Annotated in this window: 8 protein-coding genes and 1 pseudogene; 6 read left to right on the top strand and 3 right to left on the bottom strand. The window is 72.9% G+C overall.

Annotated elements, in window-relative coordinates; all coding sequences use genetic code 11:
• Window positions 1-118 precede the first annotated feature (118 nt).
• The gene (locus ACFQUZ_RS16235) at window positions 119-1018 is read right to left on the bottom strand and encodes a TetR family transcriptional regulator (RefSeq protein WP_377442899.1); all 900 of its coding nucleotides are present in this window, start codon (window positions 1016-1018) and stop codon (window positions 119-121) included.
• Window positions 1019-1112: 94 nt separating this feature from the next.
• On the opposite strand from ACFQUZ_RS16235, the gene ACFQUZ_RS16230 reads away from it, so the two are divergent.
• Window positions 1113-2033 carry an ATP-binding cassette domain-containing protein gene (locus ACFQUZ_RS16230; protein ID WP_377442897.1) on the top strand — a complete coding sequence of 307 codons (921 nt, stop codon included), beginning with the start codon at window positions 1113-1115 and terminating at the stop codon, window positions 2031-2033.
• On the top strand, window positions 2030-3655 hold the full coding sequence (locus ACFQUZ_RS16225) for an ABC transporter permease (RefSeq protein WP_377442895.1): 1626 nt from the start codon (window positions 2030-2032) through the stop codon (window positions 3653-3655). The genes ACFQUZ_RS16230 and ACFQUZ_RS16225 overlap by 4 nt, the downstream gene beginning before the upstream one ends.
• A 97-nt stretch (window positions 3656-3752) precedes the next feature.
• On the opposite strand, the pseudogene ACFQUZ_RS16220 reads toward ACFQUZ_RS16225, so the two are convergent.
• Window positions 3753-4592, bottom strand: a pseudogene (locus ACFQUZ_RS16220) (MFS transporter); the annotation flags it as partial.
• Between the two features lie 308 nt (window positions 4593-4900).
• Here ACFQUZ_RS16220 and ACFQUZ_RS16215 point away from each other — a divergent pair.
• From ACFQUZ_RS16215 to ACFQUZ_RS16205, 3 genes are all read left to right on the top strand, one after another.
• Window positions 4901-5962, top strand: a complete 1062-nt coding sequence (locus ACFQUZ_RS16215; RefSeq protein ID WP_377442893.1) for a LacI family DNA-binding transcriptional regulator — start codon at window positions 4901-4903, stop codon at window positions 5960-5962.
• A gap of 94 nt (window positions 5963-6056) precedes the next feature.
• Window positions 6057-7325 carry an MFS transporter gene (locus tag ACFQUZ_RS16210; protein WP_377442891.1) on the top strand — a complete coding sequence of 423 codons (1269 nt, stop codon included), beginning with the start codon at window positions 6057-6059 and terminating at the stop codon, window positions 7323-7325.
• Window positions 7326-7364: 39 nt separating this feature from the next.
• Window positions 7365-9341, top strand: coding sequence for an ABC1 kinase family protein (locus ACFQUZ_RS16205; RefSeq protein WP_377442889.1), 1977 nt, complete (start codon window positions 7365-7367; stop codon window positions 9339-9341).
• Between the two features lie 138 nt (window positions 9342-9479).
• Here ACFQUZ_RS16205 and ACFQUZ_RS16200 read toward each other — a convergent pair whose 3' ends face one another.
• A complete protein-coding gene (locus tag ACFQUZ_RS16200) occupies window positions 9480-11903 on the bottom strand; it encodes a glycoside hydrolase family 10 protein (protein ID WP_377442887.1) in 2424 nt (807 codons plus the stop codon).
• A gap of 163 nt (window positions 11904-12066) precedes the next feature.
• Between ACFQUZ_RS16200 and ACFQUZ_RS16195 the strand changes: the two genes are divergently transcribed.
• Window positions 12067-13377 carry an ABC transporter substrate-binding protein gene (locus ACFQUZ_RS16195; protein WP_377442885.1) on the top strand — a complete coding sequence of 437 codons (1311 nt, stop codon included), beginning with the start codon at window positions 12067-12069 and terminating at the stop codon, window positions 13375-13377.
• Window positions 13378-13397: the final 20 nt, after the last annotated feature.

Here is a 13397-nt window from a genome sequence, read left to right as displayed (position 1 = left end):
ACCCCGCGACATGCCGCACATCGAGTCGATCAGCGCGGCCCGGTGGAGGAGCAGATCCGTTTGTGTCTCAAAAAAATATTTGCAAAATCGTCTCAAAAGTCAGCGGTCAGCTGCCCGTCTAGTCCAGGTGGCGGTAGACGGTAGCCCGCGAGACGCCCAGCGACGCGGCGATCTCGTCCACCGAGGTGGCCCCCGCGGCGTACCAGTGCCGGGCCGTCGCGATCTGTTCCGGGCTGAGCGACCGCGGGCGGCCGGTGCGCCGGCCGGACCGGCGCCGCGGAGATCCTGCCGATCCGGGATCCAGTCCGGACGCGTTTGCCTCGGTCCGGGTCCCGGTTTCGGTTCGGGTCCCGGCCTGGGTCCCGGTTTCGGTCCGGGTTTCGGTCCGGGTTCCGGTTTCGGTCCGGGTTCCGGTCTCGCTCCTGGACCCGGTCCCGCCCCACGCCTCGGCAACCGCGGCGGACCCGGTCTCGTCCTCGGGTCCGCCGAACAACCGGCGGATGCCGGCGAGCATGTCCGCCCGCACCTCCTCGACCGGGTCGTTGCCGAAGAAGACCACCGGGTCACTGGCCATCGCGATCGCCTGACTCGCCCAGATCCGCTCCCGCCGGCCCGCGTCCGGGCCGGCGACGAGTTCGTTCGCGCACAACGCGATCCGCCACAACCGCTGGTACGTGGGGCCGCGGGAGAGCAGCGTCAAGTCGTTGACCAGCAACCCCAGCGGCTTGCGGTGGGTGAGCATGATGTCGACCCAGCCGGTGACCACCGCCCAGCGGGCCCGCGCGGCCGGCAGCCGGGCGGCCGCGTCGAGCATCGCCTCCAGCTCGGCGATCAACGGTTCGACAAGCGCCGCGAGCAGGTCTTCCTTCGACGGGAAGTGGTAGAGGACGGCAGCCTTCGTGAGCCGGAGCCGGGCGGCGATCTCGCGCAGCGAGGTGCGCTGGTAGCCGCGCTCGGCGAACAGCTCCTGGGCGGTGCGCAGGATGCGGCTTCGGGTGTCCCCGGCGGTGTCGGTCACCCGTCCAGCGTAGTCGGCTGACTGACCGTGGGTTGGTTGGCCTGACCGCTGGTCAGTACAGTGGAGGTGATGCTGCGTTTCGACGGGAGGCAACATGGCCGCGATCTCGATCACCGACCTGGTGAAGACCTTCGGTGGCACCCGCGCCCTGGACGGGCTCGACCTGCGGGTGGAGCCGGGCGAGGTGCACGGGTTCCTCGGGCCCAACGGGTCCGGCAAGTCGACGACCATCCGGATCCTGCTCGGCCTGCTGCGCAGGGATTCCGGCTCGGTACGGTTGCTCGACGGTGACCCGTGGCGGGACGCGGTCGCGCTGCATCGCCGTCTCGCCTACGTGCCGGGTGACGTCAACCTGTGGCCGAACCTCACCGGCGGCGAGGCCATCGACCTGCTCGGCAGCCTGCGTGGTGGGCTGGACCGGCGGCGCCGGGACGACCTGCTGGAGCGATTCGACCTCGACCCCACCAAGAAGAGCCGCGCCTACTCCAAGGGCAACCGGCAGAAGGTGGCAATCGTCGCGGCGTTCGCCTCCGATGTCGAGCTGCTCGTCCTCGACGAGCCGACCTCGGGGCTGGACCCGCTGATGGAGGCGGTGTTCCAGGACGAGGTCCGACGGATAAAGCGGGCCGGTGGCACCGTACTGCTCTCCAGCCACGTGCTCGCCGAGGTGGAGGCGCTCTGCGACCGGGTCAGCATCATCCGTGCCGGCCGCACCGTCGAAACCGGCACCCTGACCGAGCTGCGTCACCTCACCCGTACCTCGATCAGTGTGACCACCGAGCGGCCGGTCACGGGGTTGGCCGAGATGGCCGGCGTGCACGAGGTGCGGGTCGTCGACGCGGAAACGTCGTTGCAGGTGGAGCCCGAACACCTGGACGCCGTCCTGCGGCACCTCACCGGCTTCGGCGTCCGGGCGCTGACCAGTGCCCCGCCCACGCTTGAGGAACTGTTCCTGCGGCACTACGCCGACGAGGTCCCGGCCGACGACGCGCGTACCCCGGTGGGTGCCCGGTGAGCGGCTTCACCGGCACGGCACGGCTCGTCCGGCTGGCGGTACGCCGGGACCGGGTCCGGCTGCTGATCTGGGTGCTCGGCACACCGTTGCTGGCCATGGCGCTCGCCGGCAGCGTCCTCGGTATCTACGACTCGGATCAGGACCGGCTCGCGTACGCGACAACGTCCGCCGCCAGCGTCGTGGCCCGCGCCTTCAACGGACCGGTGGCCGGAGCGAGCCTGGGCGCGGTGGTGACCGCCGAGTCGTACGTGACCCTTGCCATCCTGGTGGCCCTGCTGAGCACCTTCGCGGTGGTGCGCCACACCCGGCAGAACGAGGAGACCGGCCGGACCGAGTTGCTCGGGTCCGCCGCCGTCGGCCGGTACGCACTGCTCACCTCGGCCCTGCTGGTCGTGATCGGAGCCAATCTGGCCAGCGCGGCGCTGATGGGGCTTGCGCTGATCGGCAGCGGCCTGCCGGTGGCGGGCTCGATGCTCGCGGCCGGCGCGCTGGGCGCGGTCGGGGTCGCCTTCACCGCGGTCGCGGCGGTAACCGCGCAGGTCTCCGGAACCGCCCGGGGCGCCAACTCGCTCGCCGCCGCCACGGTGGGCGTGGCCTTCGCGTTGCGCGCCGCCGGAGACGTCTGGGGTGACACCACCTCCGACGGGCAGCGCGTCGTCAGCTCCTGGCCGTCCTGGTTGTCCCCGCTGGGCTGGGGCAACCAGGTCCGGGCGTACGAGGAGAACCGGTGGTGGGTGCTGCTGCTCCCGGCCGGCCTGCTGCTGGTCGGCGTGGTGGTGGCGTTCGTGCTCACCAACCGGCGGGACGTCGGCGCCGGGTTGCTGGCGGACCGGCGTGGCCCGGCCACCGCCGCCCCGGCGTTGCTCGGCCCGTTCGGGTTGGCGTGGCGGCTGCATCGCGGGACGCTGCTCGGCTGGGCGATCGGGGTCGCGATCATGGGGCTGGGCATGGGTGCGGTGGCCGACGAGGTAAACGCGATGGTCGGCGAGAACGCGGCGGCGGCCGAGGTGATCAGTCAACTCGGTGGCGGCGACGATCTGGTGAACGCGTTCCTGGCCGCCATGCTGGCGATCTTCGCGCTGGCCATCGGCGGGTACGCGACGCAGGCGGTGCTGCGAGCCCGTGCCGAGGAGGCCGACGGTCGGCTCGAACCGGTGCTCGGCGCGGCTGTCGGCCGTAACCGCTGGCTGGCCGGGCACGTGCTCGCGGCCGTGCTCGGCGCGCTCGTTCTGATCGTGGTCGCCGGGGCGAGCACCGGCTTGGGCTACGGCCTGGCCGTCGGCGAGCCGGCCACCCAGGTGGCCGAGTTGATCGCCGCGGCTCTGGTCCACCTTCCCGCGGTACTCGTGCTGGCCGGCCTCGTCGTGGTGTTGTTCGGACAGCTGCCCCGCTTGTCGGTGCCGCTGTCCTGGACGGTGCTCGCCGCGTTCCTGCTGATGGGACAGCTCGGCGCGGTGCTGGAGCTGCCACGGCCGGTGCTCAACCTGTCACCGTTCAGCCATGTTCCCGCCGTGCCGGCGACGGATCCGACGGCGACGCCGTTGGTGGTGCTGACCGGGGTGGCGGTGGCGTTGCTGATGATCGGGCTGGTCGCCTTCCGCCGGCGGGACGTGACGACCTGACGGCGGAGGTCCGCCTCCCGGCCGGCATGGTCGTGCGGACTTCGCCGGGTGACCGGCCGGATCCGGCCCGGATCCGGCCGGTTCGCGCGGCACAGCCGGCGGCCAGTGCCAGGGCGAGGCCGGCGACCGCGAACATCGCCGTCGGCAGTCCGGCAGCCGCCGCCCACCATCCGACGTAGACCGGGCCGGTCAGGAAGCCGAGGTACGACGCGGCGGTGACGATCGCGGTGGCCCGGCCCCGGTTCGCGTCGGGCACCTGGGCGGTCAGGGTGCCGAGCAGGGTCGGGAAGAGCGCGGCGGTGCCGGCCGCGGCGACGGCGAGGCCGAGCAGACCGACCAGGGTAGACGGGGCCCAGGCCAGGATGGCGGTGCCGGCGGCGGCGATCAGCGCACCGGCGACGAGGACGGCGCGCGGCCGGGTCAGCCCGACGTGCGCGGTGGCGAACCGGGTGAGCGCCACCACCAGGGCGAAGACGGCCGGTCCGGTGGCGGCCACGGCGGGCTCCGCGGCGAGCACGTCGGTCAGGTAGAGCGCGCTCCAGTTCTGGTGCGCGTTCTCGACCGCGAAGGCTACGGCGCCGAGAACGCCGGTGACCAGCAGGACGATCCGGAGCCCACGAAGTCCCCCGGCCGGGGGGCGGGTGCGGGGGATCGACCGTACCGGCACCCGCGCGGCCGTGCGCGCGAGCAGGCCGGCGACCACCAGGCCGACGGCGGCGACCGGAACGAAGACCACGGGCGGGCTCGCCGACACCGCGTAGAGCCCGCCGGCGGTCAGCGTGGAAACCACGACCGCGCCGGAGAACACACCGTGCGCCCGGCCGATCACCGGCCGCCCGGCACTCGCCTGGGCTGCCCCGGCGGTGGCGTTCAACGCGACATCGGCGCTGCCGGAGGCGGCGCCGACGACGGCGAGCGCCACCGACAGGCCGACCATGTCGCGGGCGACCACCGAGACCAGGAGGCCGGCCAGGCCGAGGGCGGCGACCAGGGCCGCGGTCGCCCGCACGCCCCAGCGGTCGACGAGCCGGCCGGTGCCGAGCATCGCGGGCAGCGCGCCGGCGCTGATGAACAGCAGCGCCGTGCCCAGCTGGCCGGCGTCGAGGCCGGTCTGGTCGCGGATCGCGGGGATGGACGCCCCCCAGGCGCCCCAGAAGACGCCGAACGCCGCGAAGCCGGCGTACGCGGAGGAGGCGCGGACCGTCGTCGTCATGTTGTGTAACGATACACACCTACACTGGGCGGGTGCCCGGGCAGACAGGTCGGCGCCGGCCCACCATGGCGGAGGTGGCCCGGCGGGCCGGCGTCTCGCCGATGACGGTGTCGTACACGTACTCCCAGCCCGCCCGGGTGTCCGCGAGCGTGGCCGAACGGGTCCACGCCGCCGCCCGGGACCTGGGCTATCCCGGGCCGCACCCCGGCGCCCGGTCGCTGCGCCGGGGACGGGCCGGCAGCCTCGGGGTGGTGCTCGGCGAACACCTGCCGTACGCCTTCGAGGACCCGCAGGCCGCCCGGTTCCTGGCCGGCATCGCCGAGGTCTGCGCGGACCGGGCGGTCGGGATGACCCTCGTGCCCGCCACCGGTGGCCCGGCCGATGCCCGGCGGATCACCGAGGCCGCGGTGGACGGGTTCGTCGTCTGGACCACCACGGACGACGACCCGGTGCTGACCGCCGCGACGGGCACCGGGCTGCCGGTCGTGCTGCACGCCGGCACGGCCCGGCCCGGCCTCACGGTGGTGCGGATCGACGACCACACCGCCGCCCGAGCGATCGGACGGCTGGCCTTCACCGGCGCGCGGCGTCCGGCCGTGCTCAGCTTTCCGATGGACCGCGACCGCCGGTCCGGCGTGCTGACCGGCGTCGCCCCCGAACTGGCGACTTTCCCGGTCACCCGGGACCGGTTGGCCGGTTACCGGGACGCCTGGGAGGACCTGGGCGGCCGCTGGTCCGCGGTACGGGTGGCGGTGTGCGCCCGCAATCTGCGGGCGGCCGGGGAGGAGGCCGCGAATGCCCTGCTCGCCGGAGACGACCCGCCGGACGCCCTCGCCGCGATGAGCGACGAACTGGCGTTCGGCGCGCTACGCGCGGCCGCCGCGGCCGCACTCCCGGTGCCCGACGCGCTCGCGGTGACCGGATTCGACGACGCCGAGGCGGCCGGACCGGCCGGGCTGACCACGGTTCACCAGTCGCTGCGCGACCAGGGCGCCCACTGCGCCCGGTTGGCTCTCGGCGACGACCAGCCCACCGGCCGGCCCGGATTCCGGGTTGTCCGCCGGGCCACCACCCGCCTACCATCGGCGCCATGACCTGGCGACATTAAGTCCTGAGCGATGACCGCCACCGCGGACCGCCACGGATGCCGTACCTCCGGTGTCCGTTCCGATCCCGCGGGAAGGTCTCATGATCCTCGTTCCGGTTCGCGTCCCCGACACGCGCGTCCGCCGGTTGTCGGCGACCCTGTACGGCTACGCGTTCCTCTCCGAACTCGTCCTGCTCTACCCCGTCTACGCCCTGCTGTTCAGCGACACCGGGTTGTCGGTCTGGCAGATCTCGTCGCTGTTCGTCATCTGGGCGGTCGCGTCGATCCTGGTCGAGGTGCCCTCGGGCGCGTTGGCCGACGCGGTGTCCCGACGGCTGCTGCTGGTCTGCGGGCCGTTGCTGGCGGCGGCCGGCTTCGCGCTCTGGGTGCTGGCCCCGTCCTACTGGGCCTTCGCGACCGGCTTCGTGCTGTGGGGTGCGGGCAACGCCCTCGGTTCCGGCGCCCTGGAGGCGTTGGTCTTCACCGAACTCGACCGGCTGGACGCCGCCGACCGGTACGCCGGGGTCATGGGTCGGGCCAAGGCGGCCGGGGTGACCGCCGTCCTGCTGGCCATCCTGCTCGCGGGTCCGGCGCTGGCCCTCGGCGGCTATCCGATCATCGGTGCGGCCAGCGTGCTGGCCTGCCTGCTCGCCGCCGGGGTTGCCGCCCGGTTCCCGGAACACCGGCCCGCCGGCCCGATCGGCGGCTCGCCCACCGCCCCGACCAGCGGCTCACCCGCCGACGCCGACGATCCGGACCCCGGCGACCAGGGCTGGTGGGCCAGCCTGCGGGGTGGTCTGGCCGAGGTCCGCGACCATCCGCCGGTACGCGGGGCGCTGCTGCTCGTGCCGGCCGTCGTCACGATCTGGGGCGCGCTCGACGAGTACGCCCCGTTGCTGGTCCGGGACACCGGCGTCGAACCGCGCTTCGTACCGCCGTTGCTGGCGCTCATCTGGGCCGGGGTGACAGTGGGTGGTCTGCTCACCGGGCGGTTCGAGCGGCTCGGCGGTCGGGGTTTCGCCGTCCTCCTGGTGGTCGCGGCGACGGCCATGGCGATCGGATCGCTGTCCGGGCACCCGGCCGGGATCGCCCTCGTCGCGCTGGCGTTCGGCGGCTTCCAGGTGGCCAGCGTCCTGGCCGACGCCCGGTTGCAGCACCGGATCACCGGTCCGAGCCGGGCCACCGTCACCTCGCTCGCCGGGATGGCCACCGACGTGTTCATCATCGTGATCTACGCCGGGTACGGCGGGGTCGCCACGGCGACCGGAAACGGACCCGCGTTCGCCCTGTTCGCCGTGCCCTACCTGGTGATCGCGGCGCTGCTGGCGTACCCCCGGAAGCGCCGTGCCCACCGCCAACGGCGATCATGAGGTCGCGGTCGGACGACCGCGGCGGCGGGAGGGCCAGCGATGGAGACACTGCTCGGGAATCTGTTGTTCATCCCCACCCTGCTGGTGACGTTACTGCTCTTCGGAGCGGTGATCCGGCGGTTGCTCGGGGTCCGCGTCGGTGTGGTGCGCACGGTGCTGGCGGCGGTGCTCGCCGTGCTGGTCGCCGGCCACATACTGCGGGCCCTGGCACCGGAACCGGTTCCCACCGATGCCGGCACCCTGCTGCTGCTGTCCTTCCTCACGGTCTGCTGCGCCTGCCTGCTGGCGATGATCGTGCTCGTCATCGCCGAGGTGATCGTTCCGGACGGGTCGCTGCCCGGCCCGGTCGAGCTGGTCCACGGCTGGCGCGCGCGGCTGGCCCGGACCCGCCGGTACAGCCAGATCGTCGGGATCGCGGTCCGGCACGGACTCGGCCGGTTCCTGCGCGGGCGGCGGCCCACCGGGGTCGATTCGGAGCCGTCCCGCCGGCTGCTCGCCCGCTCGTTGCGCCGCGCGTTGGACGAGGGCGGCGTCACCTTCGTGAAGCTGGGCCAGCAGCTGTCCACCCGACGCGACCTGGTGCCCCGGGAGTTCGTCGAGGAGCTGACCCGGTTGCAGGACAAGGCCACCCCGGTGCCGTGGCCGCGGGTCGAGGCGGCGCTGGTCGCCGAGTTGGGTCGGCCGGTGGCGGAGACGTTCGCCGAGATCGACCCGGAGCCGCTGGCCGCCGCCTCGGTGGCCCAGGTGCACGCCGCCCGGCTGCCGGACGGCACCGAGGTGGTGGTGAAGGTACGCCGGCCGGGTGTCGCCCGGATCGTCGAGCGGGACCTGGACATTCTGCTCCGGCTGGCCCGGACCCTGGAGACGCGCACGCTGTGGGGCCGGACGATGGGGATGCGCACCCTGGCCGCGGGCTTCGCCGAGGCGCTGCGCGAGGAACTGGACTTCACCGTGGAGTGCGACAACCTGCGCGCGGTCGCCGCGGCTCTGCGGGCCACGGCCCGTGCGGGGGTCCGGGTGCCGACCCCCGTGTCCCGGTTGTGCACGGCCGGCGTGCTGGTGATGGACAGGTTGCCCGGCACCCCGCTCGGGCAGGCCGGCGACCTGCTGGCGGCGCTCCCGGTGGCGCGCCGCCGGGAGACCGCGGCGGCCCTGCTCGACACGATGCTCGACCAGGTGCTGGAGCGCGGGTTGTTCCACGTGGACGTGCACCCGGGCAACGTGCTGGTGGCCGAGAACGGCTCGGTGGGCCTGCTCGACTTCGGTTCCGTGGGCCGACTGGACGGCACCACCCGGCGGGCGCTCGGCCGGCTGCTGCTGGCGCTCGGTGACGCCGACTCGTTGACCGCCACCGACGCGCTGCTGGAACTCGTCGACCGGCCCGACGAGATCGACGAACGGGAGCTGGAGCGCACCCTCGGCGGGTTGATCGTCCGGTACGCCGCCCCGGGCGCCACCCCCGGCGCGACGGCGTTCACCGCGCTGATGCGCCTGATCACCACGCACCGGCTCGCCGTACCGCCTCAGGTGGCGGCGGTGTTCCGGGCGTTCGCCACGCTGGAGGGCACGCTCACCCTGATCGACCCGGGCTTCGACCTGGTGACCGAGGCGCGCCGGGCCGGAGCCGTCCGGGTGGCGGAGGCGCTGACGCCACCGCGGCTGCGACAGTCCATGGAGGAGGAGCTGGCGGCGCTGCTGCCGCTGCTGCGCCGGCTGCCCCGCCGGGTGGATCGGATCGCCGATGCCGTGGAGCACGGTCGGCTCGCCGTGAACGTCCGGTTGTTCGCCGACCGGCGGGACCGGACGGTGGTCACCGGCCTGCTGCACCAGGTGCTGCTCACGGTGCTCGGCGCGGCCGCTGGCCTGATGGCCGTGCTGTTGCTGGACAACCGGGGTGGTCCGCGGCTGACCGATTCGGTGGAGCTGTTCGCGGTGCTGGGTTACGCGATGTTCATCATCGCGGTGGTGCTGGTGCTCCGGGTACTGATCGTCATCTTCCGGCCAGGCCCGGACTGACCTCGGCCCATCCCCTCTGGGCCGGCGACCCGGGCGTGCCACGCGCGGGCGTGCCACGCGCGGGTGCCGGGCGCTCCGGTCCAAGGCGGCGGCGGTGGTGCCGGAAACCCGGTTCCGGCACCACCGCCCGGGACGACGTCAGCCGAGCTTCGCCCACCTGGCGTACATCCGCAGGTCGCGAACGGTGCGGCTGGTCAGGTCCGGGTGTGCCCGGTCGCCCCACCGGCCCGCGTCCACGGCCGCCCGGTCCAGCAGCCGGGCCGCCGCGTCGGCGGCCGGCTCGGGCCGACCGGGACGCAGCAGCCGCTCGGCGGCGACGAGCCGGGCCCGCACCGACGCGGTGACGTGCGCTGGTGCGCAGGCCGTGGCCTTAGCCAGCGACCGACGCAGCGCGCCTACGCCGGTCACCGCCGCCGCCCGGTAGTCGGCGTGCGGGACCACCGCCGGGGTGCGGAACGAACCTTCCCGCAGGGCCTCCTGCTGCCGGGCGTTGAGTTGGTTGTACGCGAACAGCGCCGCGCCGTCGGAGTCGGCGTCGTTGACCGCCTGCACCTGGTCGAGCATCAGGTCCGGGGCCGAGCCGCGCAGCGGTCCGTAGGTGGCGGTGTACAACGGGACGTCGCCGACCCGTTCCCGCATCACCGCGGTGTCCGCTCCGACCGACGCCGCCGAGGTGCCGAACGACATGCCGGTGAGGAAGTCCAGGACGCCCCGGTCCACCCAGGCCCCCCAGTTCTGGAACTTCTTCTCCAAACCGTCGGTCGGGTCGGCGAACACGGCGGCGGAGAGGTGCCGGTCACCGGCCACCCGCTCCTGCATGGCCCGGACCTGGTCGACGAACGTGGTGATCTGCCGTTCCCGCCAGGCGTTCCAGGTCTTCCACTGCGGCGAGGTCTCGGTGAGCGTGTACGGGTCGACTCCGTGCTCGGCCGCGAACGCCTGCCGGCTGTGGGCCGAGTAGGAGAAGTCGGCGCCGTACGGCAGCGAGACCGGGTACCGGATGTAGTCCAGGTGCAGCCCGTCCACCCCGTACCCGGTGAGGATCTCGTCGAACAGCGCGAGGACGTGTGACCGGACCGCGGGGATCGCCGGGTCCATCCAGTAGTAGCCGGGCTCCATCCGGGACGGCTGCGGGCCGGGCTTGCCCACGTCCTCCCGTTCCACGGCGGCCCAGTCGGGGTGCGCCGTGAGCACCGGCCCACCGCCGGATTCGATGCCGACGAAGAAGGTGTGCGTCCAGGCGTGCAACTCGATGCCCCGGTCGTGGGCCTCGTCGATCCACACCTTGAGCGGGTCGAAGCCGCGCATCTCCGGGCGCTGCGCCGGCATGCCGGCCCGCTCGGCGACCTCGCTCGGGTAGATGGTGTAGCCACCCCAGACGGTCTCCAGGAAGACCATGTTGAAGCCGGCGGCGTCGATCCGGTCGAGCGAGGCGCGGATCTGCTCCGGAGTGGTCTCGATCGGCCGTACCCAGAGTCCGCGACCCTCGGCCGGACGGGACTCCCGGGTCCGGTAACCGGCCACGTCGGCCCGGCGGTTGGCGTCCCGGGCCAGCTCGGCGGCGCGTACCGGGTCGGTCGCGGCGGCGGACTCCGCCCGGTCCAGCAGGGCCTCCGCCTCGCCGGTGGCGGTGTCCACCGCGGCGAGGTCCACGTCCAGGCAGGACCCGGCGGCCGCGCCCCTGGCGTCGCGGGCGGCGGCCAGCGCGCTCCGGGCACCGATCAGGAAGCTCTCCGCGTCCACGTCGACGACGAGGTCGTCGCCGGTGACCGTGACCTTCGCGCCCAGCGGGGCGTTCCCCTCCAGCCAGGAGCCGCGCGAGCCGTGGCCGGAGAGGACGAAACCGTCGGACGGGATGGCGCTGTTCCCGCCACCGCGTGCGACGACCCGGCCGTCCCGGACCGTCACCTCGTAACCGAAGTCGTTGGTGCCGGTCGTCGCCCGTCCGCTGGCTGACGTGTAGCGGATGAGCTGCTCGGCACCTCGGCAGCCGGGGAAGCAGTCGCCGGTGGCCGGGTCGACCCCGCCCGGATGGCTCTGCGCGGTCGGGTCGGTGGCGTCGATCGTGCCGGTCGCCCGCCGCAGCAGCAGGTTGCGCAGTTCCACCCGGTCACCGGCACGCAGGTGGTCGCGGAGGAACCGGCGGTCGTCGGTGCCGCCGGTCTCGGGCGGGGACGCGGAGAGCACCACGCCGTCGGCGGGGATGGCGTTGTTGCCGGGTGTGGGGCAGGTGTCGAAGACGGTGCAGACGCTGACCACCTGGAAGTGGCCGCGGGTGGCGGTTTCCCGCAGCACCGCCTCACCGCCGAAGGCGTTGGTCTTGGTCTCGGCACCGGCCTCCGGGGTGTAGAGGGCGAGCATGCCGGCGGTTCGGGAGGAGGGGTTGATGGCGTCGATGGTCGCGGCGGAGCCGTCCGCGGCGACCACAGTCGGCTGGCCGGACTCGGCTGTCGGTCCGGCGGCGGCCGGTGTCGCACCGGCCGGCGCGACCAGCGCGAGCAGCAGACCGCCGGCCACGCTGGCGAGCAGGTGGCGCCGGAACGGAGTGGGGGACGAAGGCATGCGGCCCATCGTGAGCCGGTGGTACGGACAAGTCAAGGTTCAATTTCCGGCGTATTATCGGGACATTTTGACCGTCTCTCCAGGTGGAGGACTTGACGGGGGGGCAGATTCCGTGCAGTCTCGGTGCACTGGTCCGTACCACTTCCCCGCATGGAGGGCCCCTATGAGGCGTACCCGCGCCGTCCTCGCCGCCGCCGCGGCGTCCGTACTGTTCGTGTCGGGCTGCGGCCTCTCCAGCGGCGACGACGCCGGTTCGGGCGACGCCGGCTCGAACGACACGATCTCCGGTGAGGTGCAGGGTGAGATCACCTTCGCCACCCTCGCCCTCAAACCGACATTCGACGACTACATCAACGGCCTGATCGACGACTTCGAGGCCGAGCATCCCGGCACCACCGTGAACTGGGTGGACGTGCCGTTCCAGGGAGCCCAGGAGAAGATCACCAACGACGCCCAGGCGGGCACCCTGCCGGACGTGGTGAACCTCAACCCGAACTTCGCCCAGCGGCTGGAGAAGCAGGGCATCTTCTGGGACATGGAGGCCAACGCCGACGACGTCAAGTCGACGTTCGTCCCCGGTGCCTGGGACGCCTTCAAGGTTCCCGGCCAGGATGGCTCGTACGCCCTGCCGTGGTACCTCACCAGCGAGGTCACCATGTACAACAAGGACCTCTACGGCAAGGCCGGACTCGCCGCCCCGCCGAAGACCATCGACGAACTGCTGACCCAGACGCGGCAGATCTCCGCGGCCGGCGACGGCGCCTACTACGGCTGGCACCCGGCGCTGGAGAACAGCTTCGTGCCCAACCTGGCCAAGCTGGGCGTGCCGCTGCTCAACGAGGACGCCACCGAGTGGACCTTCAACACCCCGGAGGCGGTCCAGTACGTCACCGAGCTGCGGGACCTCTACACCAGCGGGGCGATAGCGCCGGACTGGCTCACCCAGGACCACGCCAAGGAGACCGAGGCGTACTCCGCGGGCCGGGTGGCGATCTTCCCGTCGGGACCGAACTTCCTCAAGGTCGTCGGCGAGAACGCGCCGGCCGTCGCGAAGGCCACCGGCGTCGCACCCCAGATCGCCAGCGCCGACGGCACGACGAACATGTCGGTGATGGGTCTGCTGGTGCCGCGCAAGAGCAAGAACCCGGCCACCGCGCTGGAGTTCGCCAAGTTCGTCACGAACGCCGAGAACCAGCTCGCCTTCTCGAAGATCGTCACGATCCTGCCGTCCACCGTCGACTCGCTGAAGGATCCGTACTTCACCAACACCTCCGACGGTGACGTGACGTCCCTCGCCCGGAAGATCTCGGCCGAGCAGATCGCGAAGGCGGAGAACCTGACCCCCGTGCAGTGGGACGACCGCACCAAGGCCGCGGTGATCGGCAAGATCCAGCTGGCCATGAAGGGCGATCTGGAGCCCAAGGCGGCGCTCGACGAAGCCGTCGCCGAGGCGAACAAGCTGCTCGACCGGTAGGGATCCGCCGGCCCGGCCGG

Source organism: Plantactinospora sp. GCM10030261, assembly GCF_042666615.1.
Taxonomy (GTDB): domain Bacteria; phylum Actinomycetota; class Actinomycetes; order Mycobacteriales; family Micromonosporaceae; genus KBS50.
The sequence above is the reverse complement of the archived record's forward strand: the minus strand, read 5'-3'. Positions and strand labels throughout refer to the sequence as shown.

Coding starts and splice junctions, on each gene's coding strand:
- ACFQUZ_RS16205 (WP_377442889.1), top strand. CDS start 7,365: ATGGAGACACTGCTCGGGAATCTGTTGTTCATCCCCACCCTGCTGGTG.
- ACFQUZ_RS16200 (WP_377442887.1), bottom strand. CDS start 11,903: ATGCCTTCGTCCCCCACTCCGTTCCGGCGCCACCTGCTCGCCAGCGTG.
- ACFQUZ_RS16210 (WP_377442891.1), top strand. CDS start 6,057: ATGATCCTCGTTCCGGTTCGCGTCCCCGACACGCGCGTCCGCCGGTTG.
- ACFQUZ_RS16195 (WP_377442885.1), top strand. CDS start 12,067: ATGAGGCGTACCCGCGCCGTCCTCGCCGCCGCCGCGGCGTCCGTACTG.
- ACFQUZ_RS16230 (WP_377442897.1), top strand. CDS start 1,113: ATGGCCGCGATCTCGATCACCGACCTGGTGAAGACCTTCGGTGGCACC.